We start from the raw sequence: 16895 nt of genomic DNA, 5'->3' as shown, positions 1-16895 counted from the left end.
CAGTACCGGCCCGTCCCGCTGGCGCCGCATCGGCGCGGTGTCACCCGTCGAGGAAGCTGATGCGCACCGACCGCCGGGGGTTGTCCCTGTTCAGGTCGACCAACACGACGCTCTGCCAGGTGCCGAGCAGCGGCTCGCCGGCCATCACCGGGATGCTGACCGAGGGGGCCACCAGGCCGGGCAGGACGTGGTCGGCGCCATGCCCGGGCGACCCGTGCGCGTGCCGGTAACGGTCGTCGCGCGGCAGCAGGCGCTCCAGGGCGTCGACGAAGTCGGCGTCGGATCCGGCGCCCGTCTCGAGGATCGCCACCCCCGCCGTGGCGTGCGGCACGAAGACGTTGCACAACCCGTCCCCGCGGGAGGCGCAGAACTCGCGCACGGCGTCGGTGAGATCCACCGTGCGGCGTCGAGAGGTGTCCACGTCGATGAGCTCGGAGTTCATCCGACGAGGGTACGTCGCGAACGCCCGCAACCACTTTCGGCGGCGTTTAATTGACGGCCGCGTGGGTATTGCCATCGCAGCTCGAATGCATCTCCCACCTCGGATGAAAAGAGACACGGCAATGACTCCCACCGGCATCATCACCGCCATCATCGTCGGCGCCATCATCGGCCTGCTCGGGCGCCTCCTCGTGCCCGGCAAGCAGCCGATCGGTGCGCTCCTGACGATCCTGGTCGGCATCGTCTCGGCCTTCATCGGCACGTGGCTGGCCCACCAGCTGCACATCCCCACCGCCACCAAGGGCGTCGACTGGATGGAATTGCTCGTCCAGGTCGTCGTGGCCGCGCTCGGCGTCGCTCTCGTCGCGGGCGTGACCGGACGCCGCAGGACCGGAGCGCTGCGCCGCTAGCCGCAGCCCCACCGCACGCCCCCAGACTGCGGGCAGATCGCCTTTCTCGTCGAGATCGCGATCTGCCCGCAGTCTCGTCGTGGGGGGCTAGCGCTTCCTGCGCACGATCGCCCGCAACCGGTCCAGCCGGCCGGCTACCTCTCGCTCCGCCCCGTGGGTCGTCGGCCGGTAGTAGTCGACGCCGACGAGTTCGTCGGGCGCGTACTGCTGGGCCACGATGCCGTCGGGATCGTCGTGCGGATAGGAGTAGCCCTGCGCGTTGCCCAGCGCCGCCGCCCCCGAGTAGTGCCCGTCGCGCAGATGCGGCGGCACCAGACCCGCCTTGCCCGCCCTGATGTCCGCCATGGCGGCGCCCAGGGCGGTCGTCACCGCGTTGGACTTCGGCGCGGTCGCCAGGTGCACCGTCGCGTGGGCCAGCGTCAGCTGCCCCTCCGGCATGCCGATGAGTTGCACGGTCTGGGCGGCGGCCACCGCCGTCGGCAACGCCGTCGGGTCGGCCATGCCGACGTCCTCGCTCGCCAGGATGACGAGGCGGCGGGCGATGAACCTGGGGTCCTCCCCCGCGGTCAGCATGCGGGCCAGGTAGTGCAGGGCGGCGTCGACGTCGGAACCGCGGACGGACTTGATGAACGCGCTGACGACGTCGTAGTGCTGGTCGCCGTCGCGGTCGTAGCGCACCGCCGCCTTGTCCAGCGACTGCTCGATCACCCCGACGGTGACGTGCTCACCCGCCTCGGCCGCGACCTCCAGCGCGGTCAGCGCCCGCCGGGCATCGCCGGCGGCGAGTTGCACCAGCAGCTCGACGGCGTCGGGGTCGACGGTGACCGCGCCGTCGAGCCCGCGCGGGTCGGCGATCGCGCGCTCGACGACCGTGCGCACCGCATCAGCGCCGAGCGGTTGCAGCTGCAGGATCAGCGACCGCGACAGCAGCGGCGCGACGACCGAGAACGACGGGTTCTCCGTGGTCGCCGCGACCAGCAGGACGACGCGGTTCTCCACGGCCGCGAGGAGCGCGTCCTGCTGGGTCTTGGAGAACCGGTGCACCTCGTCGATGAACAGCACGGTCTGCTTGCCGTGCACCGCCGCCCGACGCGCCACGTCGATCACGGCGCGGACGTCCTTGACCCCCGCGGACAGCGCCGAGAGCGCCTCGAACCGGCGGCCGGTCGCCTGCGAGATGAGTGAGGCCAGCGTCGTCTTTCCGGTGCCGGGCGGGCCGTAGAGGATGACCGAGGCCGCGCCGGAACCGTCGACGAGGCGACGCAGCGGCGACCCGTCGCGCAAGAGGTGGTCCTGCCCGACGACTTCGTCCAGGCTTGCCGGGCGCATCCGGACGGCCAGCGGTGACGACGGACCGCCGCCGGGAATGCCTGCGCCGTCACCCGGTTCCGGAGTCATGTCGAACAGACCATCGGCCACGCGACAGGCATACCACGCGGCGGCGGCGTTCCTCGACTCTGCGCGCAGGGCGGCGATGGTCCACGGCTTCTCGCACTTTCGCGCCCTGGCCGCAGAGTCGAGGGCTAACCCGTCGTGACGAAGTCGATCAACTCCTCGACGCGACCGATGAGCGCGGGCTCGAGGTCGTTCCAGTCGCGCACCGTGCGTCGAATGCGTTGCCACGCCCTGGCGATGTCGGCCTGGTCGGCGTGCGGCCAGCCGAGCGCGGCGCAGATGCCATGCTTCCATTCGACGGTGCGCGGAATGACCGGCCACTGCGCGAGCCCGAGGCGTTCGGGCTTCACCGCCTGCCAGACGTCGACGAAGGGATGACCCACCACGAGGGTGTGCGCACCGCCGGGCCCCTTGGCGACCGCATCGGCGATCCGCGACTCCTTGGACCCGGTGACCAGATGGTCGACGAGGACGCCGAGCCGACGCTTCGGCCCAGGATCGAAGTCGGCCACGATCGCCGCGAGATCGTCGATGCCGCCGAGGTATTCGACGACGACGCCTTCGATGCGGAGGTCGGCGCCCCACACCTGCTCGACGAGCTCGGCGTCGTGGCGGCCCTCGACGTAGATGCGGCTCGCGCGTGCCGTCCTGGCGCGCGCACCCGTGACGGCGACCGATCCCGAGGCGGTGCGCGTCGCGGCCCTCGGCGCCTTCGCCTTCGGCGGTGTGAGGATCACCGGCTTGCCGTCCACCAGGTAGCCGGGGCCGACCGGGAACGGGCGGCGGTGACCGTCGAAGTCCTCGAGCTCCATGCGGCCGTATTCGACCCGCACGATCGCCCCGACGTATCCGGTCTGCACGTCCTCGACGACGAGGCCGAGGTCGGCGACCAGCTCGGTGGAACGAACGCGCCTGGCGGCGTGGGGGTCTCGGGCGAGGACGTCGGAGCCGTAGCGATCTTTCACGCCGACGAGCCTAGGAACGCCGGGCGCCGGACTCCACCGCCGCGCCGGGTCCGTGACCGATCGGTGACCCGACGGCGTCGACGTCCCTAGCCGCTGCCGCTGGCCGCCGCGAGTTTCGCCGGGTCGGAGGTGACCTCGTCGATGACGGTGTGGATGAACCGCATCTTCTCCAGCACCTTGGTGGGCAGCACGAACGGATACAGGTCGTCGTGGCCCATCGACCTGTTGACCATGTTGAGCGCCCAGGACAGCGGCAGCCACATCTCGATGATGGAGTCGAATCCGCTGGGCCCCAGGTTCCTTCGCTCGAAGGTCGCTGCCGCCGGGGCGAAGCTGAACGCCGCCGCGGTGTCGAGGGTGTCGCGGATGTGCAGGTAGTGGGCGAACGTCTCGGCCCAGTCCTCGGCGGGATGCATCGTGGCGTAGGAGGACACGTAGTCGCGCTCCCAGCCGGGGGGCGCACCCTCGCTGTAGTGCCGGTCCAGCGCCGCCTGGTAGTCGGCCTCGGCGTCGCCGAACAGCTCCTGCGCGCGCTCCTGGTACGCGGGGGCGGCGCCGACGAGACGGTAGTAGTAGTAATGCCCGATCTCGTGCCGGAAGTGGCCGAGCAGGGTGCGGTACGGCTCGGACATCGCGACCCGCAGCTGTTCGCGGTGGACGTCGTCGCCCTCGGCGAGGTCGAGGGTGATGACACCGTTCTCGTGGCCGGTGAAGACCTTCTCGTTCTCACTGGAGAGCAGGTCGAAGGCCAACCCGAAGTCGGGGTCCTCGTCGCGGCCCACGATCGGCAGCTTGAGGTCGACGAGCTCGACGATCAGCCGGCGCTTCGCCATCTCCGCGACCGCGAAGGCCGCCATGGCCGTCTTGTCCGCGTCGTTGGGCCGCGTCCGCGTCAGCGCGCACGACACGCACAGCTGCCGCACGGGCGCAACCTTGACCAGCCAATTGCATTCGGCCGCATGCAGATTGGCGCACAACTGGTATTCGCTGGCGTCGACGGCGCCGCCGTGTTCGCTCTCGGCGCCCTCGGCGATCACCAGGAACGCCATCGCCTCGAGGGAGAACCCGAGTTTGCTCTTGCAGCTCAGGCACACCGAGTTCTCGAACGCCAGGTGCTGGCCGCAGTTGGGGCAGATGAAGTCACGCACGGATCAGACCGCCTCGCAGCGGCGCGACGTCGACGGAGACGTCGATGGTGCTGCTCTCGGAGTCGGTGTAGATGATGCCGCGCAGCGGGGGGACGTCGGCGTAGTCGCGCCCGAAACCGACGACGACGTACCGCTCGTCGACGAGCGCGTCGTTGGTGGGATCGAAACCGAACCACTGATTCTGCGGCGTCCACACCGATGCCCAGGCGTGTGTCGCGTCAACCCCGACCATGCGTTCCCTTCCAGGAGGTGGGTCCGTCGCGAGGTAGCCCGAGACGTAGCTCGCGGCAAGACCGTTGGCACGCAGGCAGGCGATCGCCAGCCGCGCGAAATCCTGGCATACCCCCTCGCCTGCCGCCAAAACCTCGCTCACCTGCGTCGACACCGTCGTCGAGCCGGACCGGTAGGTGAAGTCGTGATGGATGCGGCGGTTCAGGTCGCGCAGCACCTCGATGAGCGGACGTTCCGGCGCGAAGCTGGGCGCCGCGTAGTCGCGCAGCGCGTCGGTGATCTCCGGTGGCTGCAGGTCGAGGGTGAACTCGACGGCGAGCGCGCCGTCGGTGCCGACGGGCCGCGAGATCTCCCACGGCGCCAGCGCGGACCCGCTGGCGTACCGGCTCGGCGGCGGCGGGTCGACCTCGACGATCGAATGGCTGGTGATGACGAGCTCCCTGTGCCGTTCCACGACGTGGAAGTAGGAGCTGACGTTGCCGTAGCCGTCGCGGCTCGTCGAGCTGTCCGCCGCCTCCGGCGAGATCACCAGCTCGTGGGACAGACACCTCTGCCTGGCGGAGTTGCGCGGCACGAGGAAGCCGCGGCCATAGGAGCTGGTGACGTCGTCGGAGTAGCGGTAGGTGGTCCGGTGGGTGATCTCGTAGGACCGCATGCCCGCCGCGGGGTCGTCGCTCACGACACCACCCGGCGCTCGTCGGGACCCCACAGCGGCTGCATGCCGCCGGGCAGTGACAGGTGGGTCGCGGTGATGACGCGGGACAGCTCCCGCAGGTCGGCGTGGATGCTGGTCAGCAGACCCTCGAGCTCGGCACGCCTGCCGTCGGTGACCTCCTCGAGGTCGGCGGGGTCGAGCCTGCGCAGCCGGGCGCCGACCTCCTCGATCAGGCGTTCGGGCCGCGTCGATCCCGACGACGACGGCAGCGTCTTGATGGCCACCCGCAGCCGCTCGAACTGATAGGCCAACGAACGTGGGTTCTCCTCGTCGAACAGCACCAGGTCGGCGACGGCGGCGACGCTCACCTTGCCCAGCGTGCGCCTGCGGTAGATCACCGACGATTCGCACGCCACCAGCGTCGACTCGGTGATGGTCTGCTCGGCGCCGGGGCTGCGGACCGCGGTGAGCGTCGCCCGCATCAGCGCCGTCAGCCAGATCCCCCGCTCGATGCGCTTGCCGATGTCCATGAGCGTCCAGCCGACGTCGCGCACCATCGACTCGGCGGCCACCCCCGACAGCGCCAGCATGCCGGCGAGCGTCTGACTGTGCGCGGCCGCCAGATAACCCTCACCCTCGGCGTTGGACTCCGGCGGCACGCCCGAGAAGTGCATCACCGCGCGGTCCACCCCTGCGAGCACCATCCAGGTGTCGTTGGACATCTGGTCGCGCACCGAGCGGGCGGCCAGCCCCAGCCGCTCCACCGACTGGGCGAGCGAGCCGGCGCGGTGCCGGTCGGCCGTCAGGGCCCACATCGTGGTGGGCGCTATCGCGATCATCTCCGCGTCGTCGCCTGCAGCGCCGGTGTCGGTTCCGGTGATGCGCCCCAGCGCGGCGAGCAGCACCGGCACGCACTCGCTGCCGGGCATGTCCTGGCGGTACCGGAATTCGTGATAGCGCTCCCTGGTGACGGTGAGCAACCGGGCCATGCTCTCCGCGCGTTCGGAGTAGCGACCGAGCCAGAACAGGTCGGACAGCACGCGCGGCGAACTGACCGCCCGCGTCGGACTGGGCGTGATCGCCGGGGGCAGGTCGACCGCGGGGGCAGGGGTCCGCTCGGCGACGGCCCGGCTCGGGGTGCGCACCCAAACGTCCTTGGCGGCAACGGTATTCATCTGATACGCGGCGTTGCCGGGGGCGAGGACGTAGCCGAGTCCGCCGACCATCGGCGCGTAGCCGCCGCGCTGGGCGACGGTGAACAGCCGCATGCCCGTGCTTCCCGGGGACAGGGCGGTGGACCCGTGACCCGTTGGCGCCGAGGCGAATTGGGGCAGATCCTGACCGATCCACTGCCAGGGATTGGCCCCGATGCGTCCCGCCAGCTCGTCGAGCTGGGCGGTGGACAGCGCCGGGCCCACCAGCGGATCGCCACCGCCGACCGGCCTGACGAGCAGCGAGTCGAGATGGGCGAGCAGGTGCGACCGTTCGACGTCGATGCCGCCCCAGTACATCGGCGCAGCGTTCAGCTGGAGTGTCTCACCGAGCAGTCGTTCGGCCAGCTCCGGCAGGAACCGTTGCACGCCAGGGCTTTCCAGGATTCCGCTGCCGAGGGTATTCACGACCGACACCGCGCCGCGGCGCAGCACCTCGACCAGGCCGACGACGCCGAGCCGCGAGTCGGCACGCAGGTCGAGGGGGTCGGCGAACGCGGCGTCGACCCGGCGCAGCACCACGTCGACGCGCTTGAGGGTGCCGAGCGAGCGCATCCACAGCGTGCCGTCTCGCACCACGAGGTCGGCGCTCTCGACGAGCGGGAAGCCCAGCACACTCGCGAGATAGGCCTGGTCGAACGCCGTCTCGGAGTGGATTCCCGGGCTGAGCACCACGACGACGGGCTGCTCGGCCGACTCGGGTGCGGCATCGATCAGCGCCAACCGCAGGGCTTGTGCCCACGGCGAGGCGGGTCGCGGGCTGATCCGCTCGTAGAGATCGGGGAACGCGTGCGCGACCACCCGGCGGTCGGCGAGCGCATAGCCCGCACCGGACGGCGCCTGCGTCCAGTCCCCGTTGACGAGGAACTCCCCGGAGGGGGCTCGACTCACGTCGCAGCCGTGCATGAACAGTTGGTGGCGGCCCGGCACCTGGATGCCGCGGGCCGCGCGGACGTAGCCGGGGTGGGCGAACACCAGCTGAGGGGGCAGCACCCCGCTGGTGATCGACTGGCGCGCGCCGTACAGGTCGGCGAGGACGGCGTCGAGGACCCGGGAGCGTTGCACCAGGCCGGATTCCAGGGTGTCCCAGTCCGCGGCGGAGATGAGCAGCGGCAGCGCATCGAGGTGCCATGGACCGGGCACCTGGGTGCCGTCGCGATGGGTGACGGCGTCATCGCTGCGCTGGCCGGGGACCGTGCGGCTGCTCGGCGGTTCGACCTGGACGAAGGAGATGCCGTCGTTGTCGACAAGGCCCCGGACCACCGAGCGCAGCCGCTCCAGCCCGTAACCGCCACGCTCCCCGACGCATTCGGCCAACTCCCGCCAGGCGGGCCTGACGTGGCCTGAGGGGTCCACGAACTCGTCGTAGTCGCTACCCCCAGCACCGCGCACGTCGAACAGCGGTGCCTGCGCGCGGGCGGCCCGGTACTGGGCCAGCAGGTCCTCGGCGCCGGGGCTGCCGATGGCGTCGGAGGGTTGGGCGGGAATGGGCTCCGGCGGGCCATTGACACGAAGGACCATCAGCGCAGGACGGTACGCACCCGGCGGAGATCCAGGATGCCCGGGGCACCGACGTCGGTCGACTGACGGGCCTGCTTCTCGCGGATGTCGGACATGTCCACCCGGCCCGGGGTGAATCCCGTTGCCTCGAACCGTCGTCCGCGCCGCGACTCCGCCTCGACGGCGTTGACCGGAGGGTGGTCGTAGGAGCGGCCGCCGGGGTGGGTCACGTGATAGGTGCACCCGCCGCGCGAGGTGCCGGTCGCGGTGTCGATCAACTCGAAGCGCAGTGGGCCGTCGACGGTGATGGAGGGGTGCAGCGCGCTCGGCGGCTGCCAGGCCCGGTAGCGCACGCCGCCGACCTGGACGTCGGGATTGTCGGTCGCCAGCAGCGGGATCGGGAAGCCGTTGGCCGTCACGACGTAGCGGTGCCGGTCGGCGCCGATGAGGCGCACCTGCAGCCGCTCCACCGAGGAGTCGACGTAGCGGGCGGTCCCGCCGGCCGTGGACTCCTCGCCGAGGACGTTCCACGGTTCGATGGCCCCGCGCAGTTCGATCTCGACCCCGTCGAACACCGCGGTGCCGATCCGCGGGAACCGGAATTCGGTGAACGGGTCGAGCCAGCTGGTCTCGAATCGCAGGCCGTGCGCCCGCAGATCGGCCGCGACGTCGGCGATGTCGTGAATGATGAAGTGCGGCAGCAGGTATCGGCCGTGCAGGTTCGCACCGTGGCGGATCAGTGGCGCCCGCAGGGGCTCGTCCCAGAACCGCGCGACCAGACAGCGCACCAGCAGGGACTGCACCATCGCCATCTGGTGGTGCGGCGGCATCTCGAAACCGCGCAGCTCCAGCAGGCCGAGGCGCCCGCGCGGGGCGTCCGGGTCGAACAGCTTGTCGATGCAGAACTCCGCACGGTGGGTGTTGCCGGTGATGTCGGTGAGGAGGTGCCGCAGGGCGCGGTCCACGATCCACGGCCGGGACGGGTCGGGCGTCGTGGAGGGCGCGCCCTCGTGCACGAGGCGGTCGATCTCGGCGAAGGCGATCTCCAGCTCGTAGAGCGCGTCGGTGCGGCCCTCGTCGACGCGCGGCGCCTGCGAGGTGGTGCCGATGAACCGGCCGGAGAACAGGTAGGACAGCGACGGGTGACGCTGCCAGTACGTGAGCATCGACACCAGCAGGTCGGGCCTGCGCAGCAGCGGCGACTCGGCCGCGGTGACGCCGCCGAGGGTGATGTGGTTGCCGCCGCCGGTGCCGCCGTGGGTGCCGTCGACGTCGAACGACTCGGTGGACAGCCGCGAGAGTCTGGCTTGCTCGTAGAGGGTTTCGAGTTGCGCGCGCTGTTCGGCGAAGCTCGTGGTGGGTGCGACGTTGACCTCGATCACCCCCGGGTCGGGGGTGACCGACATCGACACGAGGCGGGGGTCGGGCGGCGGGCCGTAGCCCTCGACGACGACCGGGCAGTCGGCCTTCGCCGCTGCCGCCTCGAGGCGGGCGACGAGATCGACGAAGTGATCGAGTTCCTCTGCCGGAGGCAGGAATACGTAGAGCAGCCCGTCGCGGACCTCGGCGACCATCGCGGTGATGGGCGCGCCCTCGGCGTCCTCGACGGCGGCGTCCCCCGGCTCGACGCCGGTGTCGAGTTCGCCGCGCGGCGCCAGCGGGTCGGCGGGATGCGACGGGCGCGGCGGCCGCCAGCTGATCGAGTCGAGCGGCAACCGCAGACCGGCCGGAGAGTCGCCGTCCAACAACACGATTCGACCCCGGCGCAGTCGCCAGTCGGCGCTCGCCCACCCGGCGTCGTCCTCGCGCCGGTGCAGCGGGAGGACGTAGGCCGCGGGCTCGACGACGGTGGCGTCGAGCCGGGCCAGCAGGGCGGCCCTGGCGTCGGGTCCGTCGGCCGCGAGGTCGTCCCCCTCGGCGACGGCGTGGCCGGCGGGCTGGCGGACGGCCGCGGCCAGTCGGCTGAGCGGATCCTCGTAGGCGGGCCGCACCTGCGTCGCGGGGAGTCCGAGCCCCGCGGCGAGCGCGCCGAGCACCTGCTGGGCGGCCTCCGGCGCGGCAGGCGCGGCCGGTGGGGCGGCCCAAGGATCGGCGAGCAGCGCGTCGTTGGTCCAGAGCGGCTGGCCGTCAGCCCGCCAGTGCAGCCCAATCTGCCAGCGCGGCAACGGTTCTCCGGGATACCACTTGCCCTGGTTGCGTTGCACCAGGCCCTGCGGTGCCCAGACCGCCTTGAGGCGCGCCGCCAGCACCGACGCGCGTTCGCGCTTGTGCGGTCCGTCGGCGTCGGTCGTCCACTCGGGATCGACCTGGTTGTCGATGGAGACGAACGTGGGCTCGCCGCCCATCGTCAAACGCACGTCACCGGCGGCCATCCTGGCGTCGACGGAGGCGCCGAGCTCGACGATGGAGTTCCACGCGGCCGGCGTGTAGGGCAGCGTGACCCGCGGATCCTCGTGGACGCGCGTGACGACGTTCGAGAACTCCAGCGTCGTCTCGCAGGGTTCGGTCGCGCCGGTGATCGGGGCCGCCGACGCCGGGTGCGGTGTCGCCGAGAGGGGAATGTGCCCCTCGCCCGCGAACAGCGCCGAGGTGGGGTCCAGACCGATCCAGCCCGCGCCGGGGATGTAGACCTCGGTCCAGGCGTGCAGGTCGGTGAAGTCGGCGATGGGCCCGGACGGCCCGCCGTCGAGGGCCTTGACGTCGGAGGTCAATTGGACGAGGTAACCCGAGACGAATCGGGCGGCCAGACCCAGCTGGCGCAGGATCGAGACCAGGAGCCACGCCGAGTCGCGGCAGGACCCGATCGCGGTTCGCAGGGTGTGGTCGGGGCTCTGCACACCGGGTTCCATGCGCACGCTGTACCCGACGTCGGCGTTGACGGCGCCGTTGAGCGCGACGAGGAAGTCGATGGTGCGGGTGCCGGGACGGACGAAGAAGTTCTGGACCCAGTCCGTGGTGAGCTCACCGGGGCCGCTGCCCTCACCGTCCTCGTCGACCGGGCGCAGATACGGCTTGAGGTCCTCCAACAGTGCCGTCGGGTACGTGAAGGGCCACGTCTCGGCGAAGTCCTCGATGAAGAAGTCGAAGGGGTTGATGACCTTCAGGTCGGCGATCAGCCCGACGGTGACGGTCAACTCGCGGGTGCGGTTGGGGAACACCAGCCGCGCCAGGAAGTTGCCGAAGGCGTCCTGCTGCCAGTTGACGAAGTGGTCGGCGGGCTCGACCTGCAGTGAGTAGGCCTCGATGGGAGTCCGCGAGTGCGGGGCCGGGCGCAGCCGTACGACGTGGGGGAACACCTTCACCAGTCGGTCGAACGTGTAACTGGTGCGATGCTCCAGCGCCACCTTGATGCCCATAGGCGTTGATCCCACCACACGGGACACCCACCCGCATGGGGCGGCAGGCCCGGTTGACCGCTACCGGGACGACCCGATCGGACGGATTCGACGCAAATGTGGGCGCTCCACACGAACCTGTTGTAAATTCACACCACCGATCCGAGTTCTCGGTGATGAGCTGGGAACCGACAGCTCGGTACTGTGAATTTTCCACACGACGAGAGGACCTGAGCGTGGACGCGAAGGCTCGTCGTCAGCGCATCGAGGAACGAGTGCGCGTGGACCGCGAGGTCGGCTACGCCGATCTGGCCGCCGAATACGACGTCTCGGAGATGACGATCCGGCGGGACGTGGAGGCACTGGAGGCGCTCGGCGTCGTGCGCCGGGTCGTGGGCGGCGCCATCGCCCTCACGGGCAAGGACGCCGAACCGTCGTTCGCGACGAGGGTCGCCGACGCCGCCGAGGAGAAGCGCCACATCGCCGACGCGGTCGCCGACCTCATCGGACCCGGCGAGACCCTCATCCTCGACTCGGGCAGCACCGCCCTCGCGGTCGCGCAGTCGCTGCGGGGTCGTCGGCTCGGCCTGACCGTCCTGACCCCCAGCGTGCTCGCCGCCCTCGAGCTGATCGACGAGGCCGACACCACCGTCGTCCTCACGGGCGGGGAGCTGCGGCCCGGCGAGCTCAGCCTCATCGGCCCCGCCGCCGAGGACACCCTCGCCCACTACAACTGCGACACGTTCGTGATGGGCGTGGCGGGCATCGACGGCAACCGCGGCATCTCGGACTACCACCAGGCCGACAGCCGGGTGAAACGCGCGGCCAGCCAGCGGGCCGACCGCGTCATCGTCGCCGCGGACCGCAGCAAGCTCGGCCGCGTCACCTTCACCAGCATCGCCGAGCTCGAGCAGATCCAGGTGATCGTCACCGACGGCGATCCGCAGCACCCGACGCTCGTCGCCGCGCGCGATGCGGGTGTCGACGTGGTGTGCGTGGCGGGCATCGAGACGACCCGCCGGGAGCAATCCCGATGAGCGCCCACACGATCGGCGTCGACGTCGGCACCACGGGAACCAAGACCGTGCTGTTCGACACCGATCGCGGCATCGTCGCCCAGGCATCGCGTGAGACCACCCTGCACTCCCCCGGCCCTGGCTTCGCCGAGGCCGACACCGGACAGTGGCACCGCAACGTGACGGAGTCGATTCGAGAAGTGTTGGGCACCAGCGGTATCGACGCCGGCTCGGTCGTCGCCGTGGCCGTGTCCGGCATGGTGCCCGCCGTCGTGCCGCTCGATGACCGCGGCCGCCCGCTGCGGCGCGCGATCCTGCAGAACGACGCCAGGGCGCACCTGGAGGTGTCCGAGCTGGCCGCGGCGCTGGCCGACGTCGACCTCGTCGCGATGACGGGTTCGGCGCTGACGCAGCAGTCCGTCGCACCCACCGCGGCGTGGCTGCGCACCCACGAGCCCGACGTCCACGCGCGCACCGCGCACTACGTCGGCTCCTATGACTGGGTGCTCACCGCGCTGGGCGCCGACGTCCACGTCGAGCACAACTGGGCGCTCGAGTCGGGGCTCTTCACCATCGACGGCGACGTCGCGGCGCCGGTCCTCGCGGCCGCGTCGCTGGATTCGGCCACCCTGGCCCCCGTGCACCGGCCCGGCACGCCGGTTGGCGAGATCAGTTCCGCCGCAGCCGAATCGACCGGGCTGCGGGCGGGCACCGCGCTCGTCGTGGGCGGCGCCGACCACGTCCTGTCGGCGTACGCGGCGGGGGTCAACGCACCGGGTGACGCGTTGGTCAAACTCGGCGGTGCCGGAGACATCCTGGTCGCCAGCGACGCCCGCGTCGTCGACGAACGGCTCTACCTCGACGCGCATCCCGTGCCGGGGCGCTGGCTGCCCAACGGCTGCATGGCGACCAGCGGCAGCCTGATCCGCTGGTTTCAGGCGCTCATCGGTGGCGTCGCGCTCACCGAGCTCGACGCCGAGGCCGCGACGTCGTCTCCTGCCGAGGTGTTGTGCCTGCCGTACTTCCTCGGCGAGAAGAGTCCCCTGCACGATCCCGACCTGCGCGGCGTGTTCGCCGGCATGCATCTCGGGCATGGCCGCGCCGATCTCTACCGGTCCGTGCTGGAGGCCATCGCCTTCGGCTTCCGGCATCACGTCGACGTCTTCACCGACATCGGCATCGCCCCCCGACGGGTGATGATCACCAACGGCGGATCGACGTCGACGCTGTGGAAGCAGATCCACGCCGACGTCCTCGGCATCGAGATGCGGCCCGTCCTCGGCCATCCCGGCGCCTCCCTCGGAGCAGCCGTGATCGCTGCGATAGGGGTTGGCGCACTGGACGATTGGTCCGACGCGACCCGGTTCGTGACCCTCGACCGGCCGGTCGTGCCCGACGCCGCCGCCCACGCGGTCTACGACGACGCCTACCGCGACTGGCAGGACCTGGCCCGCGCGGTGACGCCGACGTCGCACGCGATGGCGAGAAGGAACCGAGAAGGATCGACACGAGTGAAGGGAACTGTGCCGCAATGAAGTCGACACGAGAAGCGACGTCCCGGCGACGGCGGCCGTTCATCGCCGCGCCGATGATCGCGCTCCTGGCCGTCCTCGCACTGATCGTCAGTGCGTGCGCGGGTAGCGGCGGCCCCGAGCAGCCGACCGCGACGGGCAGCGGCAACGTCGCAAAGGACGTCTCGGGAACCGTCCGCATCCTGATGGAGAACGTCCCCGACTCCGACGTCGTGAAGTCCATGGTGCCGGACTTCAACAAGGACTACCCGAACGTCAAGGTCGACATCCAGACGCTGACCTACGACCAGATGCGCGACAAGTTGGTGTCCTCGTTTCAGTCGTCGTCACCGACCTACGACCTGGTGATCGTCGACAACCCCTGGATGGTGGACTTCGCGAAGGCAAAGTTCCTGCAGCCCTTGGACTCCCGCATCGACAGCACGCCGGACTACGACTACGCCGACTTCTTCAAGCCGCTGACCGACATCGCGACCGTCGACGGCGTGCGCTATGGCGTGCCGTTCTACAACTACGCCCTCGGATACCTCTACAACGCCGACGATCTCGCCGCGGCCAAGCTGGGGGTGCCGCAGAACCTCGATCAACTGGTCAGCACCTCCAAGGCGCTCAAGACCGGTGACCGCGCGGGCATCGCGATGCAGCCGCAGCGCGGATACAAGATCTTCGAGGAGTGGGGCAACTGGCTGTTCGCCGCGGGCGGCTCCATCTACGGCCCCGACGGCAAGCCGACGCTGAACACGCCGCAGGCCAAGCAGGCGTTGAACGCCTACATCGACACCTATCGGAGTGCCGCACCGTCCAACAGCCTGGACTGGGCGTTCGACGAGGCGTTCCGTTCGGTGTCCAGCGACCAGGCCGCGTCGATGATCAGCTACAACTGGAACCTGCCCGCACTCAACGCGCCCGGGTCGGGCCCGTCGGCGGGGAAGTATGAGCTGGCCCCCATTCCCGGCGGCAAGCAGGTGCTCGGTTCGTGGAGCTGGTCCATCCCGGCTAACTCCGGATCATCGGACGCCGCATGGGCATTCGCGTCCTGGCTGACGTCCAAGGCACATGACGTGCAGCGCGTGGAGAAGGGTGGCGCCGCGATCCGGCAGAGCACGCTCCAGAACCCCGCGGTGCTCGGCGGCCCCCTCGGCGCCGCCTACTACCGGACCGTCGAGCAGATGCTCGGCAACGCGGCGCCGCTGAGCCAGGGACCCAGTGGCGAGGAGATGATCCAGGCCGTCGGCACCGAGCTCAACGAGGCGGTCGCCGGCACCAAGAGCGTCGACGACGCCCTGGCCGCCGCCCAGGCCGCCGCCGAGAAGATCCAGGGCTAGCCCGTCCCCCCGGGGCTAGCCCCCACGAAGCCGACCACCCCACGAAAGGAGCGATGAGACCATGACGTTCAAGTACGGCATGGTCGCCCCCCTCGTCGCGCTGTTCGTCGGGGTGGTCGGCTTCCCCCTCGGCTACGCGTTCTACCTCAGCGTCACCGACTACCGGCTCACCAGCCGCGGCACGCCCAAGCTGGTGGGCGCGGACAACTACGTCGCCACGTTCGGCGACGCGGCGTTCTGGGAGGCGTTCGGCACGACCGCGCTGTTCGTCGGCGTCGCCGTCGGGTTGGAGCTGGTGATCGGGCTGGCCATCGCGCTGTCGCTCCAAAGACAACGCTGGGCAAGCGATCTCACGCGCTCCATGCTGCTGGCGCCGATGTTCATCACCCCGATCGCGGTGGGTCTGATCTTCCGGTTCCTGCTCAACGACCAGATCGGCGCCATCCCGCACGTCCTGCACGCTCTGGGCGTCGACTACGACTTCTTCGGGCCGGGCCGGGCGTTGTTCACCCTCGCCTTCATCGACGTGTGGCAGTGGACTCCGTTCATGGTGCTGCTGCTGCTCGCCGGTTTGGAGTCCATCCCGAAGGAACCGCTGGAGGCGGCGAAGGTCGACGGGGCGGGCGGCCTCTACGTGCTGCGGCGGGTGACGCTGCCCCTGCTGGCACCGGTGCTGGTGGTGGCCATCCTGCTGCGGTGTCTGGATGCGATGAAGGTGTTCGAGTACGTCTTCGCGACCACGCGAGGCGGCCCGGGCACCGAGACCCAGACCCTGCAGTACTTCGTGTACCAGACCGGGATTCAGTTCTTCCGGCTCGGCTCGGCGTCGTCGATGGCCTTCGTCGTCCTGCTGGTGGTGCTGACGATCATCGTCGTCGCATTCCGGCGGATGGACCGGGCGAGGCGGTCATGAGGAGCGCGAGGCTGCTGACGGCCTGCCGGGTGGCCCTGCTGTGGGCCGCGGCGATCTCGGTGCTGTTCCCGGTCGGCTGGATCGCGCTGGCCAGCTTCAAGCGGCCCGACCAGTTGAACGAGCCCTTCCTGCTGGTCTTCTCGCCCACGTTGGCGGCGTGGCGCAACGTGCTGTCCTCGGGAATCCTCGAGGCGGCCGGCCGCAGCGCGGTCGTCGCGCTCACGACCGTCGCCATCAGCGTGGTGGTGGGCAGCATGGGCGCCTACGCCATCGCCCGGTTCCGGGCCGGTGGCACGCTCACGCGGTTCGGCATGCTGGCCGCGCAGGTGTTGCCGCCCGCGGTGCTGGTGTTTCCGTTCCTGACGATGGCCTACGCCCTTCGCCTCAACGACACCCTGGTGCCCGTGATCTTCGCGCACCTGAGTTTCGTGCTGCCCGTGGTCACGTGGTTCCTGATCGGATTCTTCGAGGCCGTGCCCCGGTCGTTGGAGGAGCAGGCCCAGGTCGACGGGTTCACGCGCTTTCAGGCATTCCGGCTGGTCGTCCTACCCCAGGTGTACCCGGGGATGGGCGCGGCGGCCATCTTTGGGTTCACGCTGTCGTGGAACGATCTGTTCTACGGCCTGATCCTGGCTCCGGGCAAGGCGGCCATCCTCCCGGTCGCCATCGCCGGGTTCAACACGTTCCGCGGCGTGCAGATCGGCTCGATGAGCGCCGCCATCCTGATCGCCGTCGTCCCCGTCGTCGTCGCGAGCTTCTTCATCCAGCGCAAGCTGGTGCAGGGCATCAGCGGTGGCGCGGTGAAGTTCTAGAAGGTA

13 protein-coding genes are annotated in these 16895 nt (G+C 70.2%); 6 read left to right on the top strand and 7 right to left on the bottom strand.

Translation table 11 applies throughout. The features are described 5' to 3' along the window. Window positions 1–40: 40 nt before the first annotated feature. Window positions 41–442, bottom strand: coding sequence for a secondary thiamine-phosphate synthase enzyme YjbQ (locus G6N60_RS12540; protein ID WP_163737324.1), 402 nt, complete (start codon window positions 440–442; stop codon window positions 41–43). Between the two features lie 121 nt (window positions 443–563). Here G6N60_RS12540 and G6N60_RS12535 point away from each other — a divergent pair, with 121 nt between their 5' ends. Next, on the top strand, window positions 564–851 hold the full coding sequence (locus tag G6N60_RS12535) for a GlsB/YeaQ/YmgE family stress response membrane protein (RefSeq protein ID WP_163737322.1): 288 nt from the start codon (window positions 564–566) through the stop codon (window positions 849–851). A gap of 87 nt (window positions 852–938) precedes the next feature. On the opposite strand, the gene G6N60_RS12530 is transcribed toward G6N60_RS12535, so the two are convergent. From G6N60_RS12530 to G6N60_RS12505, 6 genes are all read right to left on the bottom strand, one after another. Continuing rightward, window positions 939–2270 (bottom strand): replication-associated recombination protein A, encoded by a 1332-nt coding sequence (locus G6N60_RS12530; RefSeq protein ID WP_163737319.1) that lies wholly within the window; start codon window positions 2268–2270, stop codon window positions 939–941. Between the two features lie 104 nt (window positions 2271–2374). Beyond that, a complete protein-coding gene (locus G6N60_RS12525; RefSeq protein ID WP_163737316.1) occupies window positions 2375–3211 on the bottom strand; it encodes a DUF3097 domain-containing protein in 837 nt (278 codons plus the stop codon). 86 nt (window positions 3212–3297) lie between these two features. Further along, a complete protein-coding gene (locus G6N60_RS12520; protein ID WP_163737314.1) occupies window positions 3298–4359 on the bottom strand; it encodes a zinc-binding metallopeptidase family protein in 1062 nt (353 codons plus the stop codon). Further along, the gene (locus G6N60_RS12515; RefSeq protein ID WP_163743869.1) at window positions 4352–5245 is read right to left on the bottom strand and encodes a transglutaminase family protein; all 894 of its coding nucleotides are present in this window, start codon (window positions 5243–5245) and stop codon (window positions 4352–4354) included. The genes G6N60_RS12520 and G6N60_RS12515 overlap by 8 nt, the downstream gene beginning before the upstream one ends. Window positions 5246–5265: 20 nt before the next feature. Next, window positions 5266–7977 (bottom strand): circularly permuted type 2 ATP-grasp protein, encoded by a 2712-nt coding sequence (locus G6N60_RS12510; protein ID WP_163737311.1) that lies wholly within the window; start codon window positions 7975–7977, stop codon window positions 5266–5268. Then, window positions 7977–11312 (bottom strand): transglutaminase family protein, encoded by a 3336-nt coding sequence (locus tag G6N60_RS12505; protein WP_163737308.1) that lies wholly within the window; start codon window positions 11310–11312, stop codon window positions 7977–7979. The genes G6N60_RS12510 and G6N60_RS12505 overlap by 1 nt, the downstream gene beginning before the upstream one ends. A 155-nt stretch (window positions 11313–11467) precedes the next feature. Between G6N60_RS12505 and G6N60_RS12500 the strand changes: the two genes are divergently transcribed. From G6N60_RS12500 to G6N60_RS12480, 5 genes are all read left to right on the top strand, one after another. Beyond that, entirely contained in the window at window positions 11468–12328 is an 861-nt protein-coding gene (locus tag G6N60_RS12500; RefSeq protein WP_163737304.1) for a DeoR/GlpR family DNA-binding transcription regulator, read from the top strand. Continuing rightward, window positions 12325–13842: an FGGY-family carbohydrate kinase gene (locus G6N60_RS12495; protein WP_163737302.1), complete on the top strand. Its 1518-nt coding sequence runs from the start codon at window positions 12325–12327 to the stop codon at window positions 13840–13842. Before G6N60_RS12500 ends, G6N60_RS12495 begins: the two co-directional genes overlap by 4 nt. Next, window positions 13839–15164 (top strand): ABC transporter substrate-binding protein, encoded by a 1326-nt coding sequence (locus G6N60_RS12490; RefSeq protein WP_163737299.1) that lies wholly within the window; start codon window positions 13839–13841, stop codon window positions 15162–15164. Before G6N60_RS12495 ends, G6N60_RS12490 begins: the two co-directional genes overlap by 4 nt. A 61-nt stretch (window positions 15165–15225) precedes the next feature. Next, a complete protein-coding gene (locus tag G6N60_RS12485) occupies window positions 15226–16077 on the top strand; it encodes a carbohydrate ABC transporter permease (RefSeq protein ID WP_163737296.1) in 852 nt (283 codons plus the stop codon). Next, window positions 16074–16889 (top strand): carbohydrate ABC transporter permease, encoded by an 816-nt coding sequence (locus tag G6N60_RS12480; protein ID WP_163737293.1) that lies wholly within the window; start codon window positions 16074–16076, stop codon window positions 16887–16889. Before G6N60_RS12485 ends, G6N60_RS12480 begins: the two co-directional genes overlap by 4 nt. Window positions 16890–16895 lie beyond the last annotated feature (6 nt).

Source organism: Mycolicibacterium madagascariense, assembly GCF_010729665.1.
GTDB classification, from domain to species: Bacteria; Actinomycetota; Actinomycetes; order Mycobacteriales; family Mycobacteriaceae; genus Mycobacterium; species Mycobacterium madagascariense.
This window is presented reverse-complemented; position numbering and strand designations above follow the sequence as displayed.

Excerpts from the sequence above, each read along its gene's own strand:
- G6N60_RS12485 (WP_163737296.1), top strand. The coding sequence starts at position 15,226 with ATGACGTTCAAGTACGGCATGGTCGCCCCCCTCGTCGCGCTGTTCGTC.
- G6N60_RS12480 (WP_163737293.1), top strand. The coding sequence starts at position 16,074 with ATGAGGAGCGCGAGGCTGCTGACGGCCTGCCGGGTGGCCCTGCTGTGG.
- G6N60_RS12495 (WP_163737302.1), top strand. The coding sequence starts at position 12,325 with ATGAGCGCCCACACGATCGGCGTCGACGTCGGCACCACGGGAACCAAG.
- G6N60_RS12500 (WP_163737304.1), top strand. The coding sequence starts at position 11,468 with ATGAGCTGGGAACCGACAGCTCGGTACTGTGAATTTTCCACACGACGA.
- G6N60_RS12535 (WP_163737322.1), top strand. The coding sequence starts at position 564 with ATGACTCCCACCGGCATCATCACCGCCATCATCGTCGGCGCCATCATC.
- G6N60_RS12510 (WP_163737311.1), bottom strand. The coding sequence starts at position 7,977 with ATGGTCCTTCGTGTCAATGGCCCGCCGGAGCCCATTCCCGCCCAACCC.
- G6N60_RS12490 (WP_163737299.1), top strand. The coding sequence starts at position 13,839 with ATGAAGTCGACACGAGAAGCGACGTCCCGGCGACGGCGGCCGTTCATC.
- G6N60_RS12505 (WP_163737308.1), bottom strand. The coding sequence starts at position 11,312 with ATGGGCATCAAGGTGGCGCTGGAGCATCGCACCAGTTACACGTTCGAC.
- G6N60_RS12515 (WP_163743869.1), bottom strand. The coding sequence starts at position 5,245 with ATGCGGTCCTACGAGATCACCCACCGGACCACCTACCGCTACTCCGAC.
- G6N60_RS12540 (WP_163737324.1), bottom strand. The coding sequence starts at position 442 with ATGAACTCCGAGCTCATCGACGTGGACACCTCTCGACGCCGCACGGTG.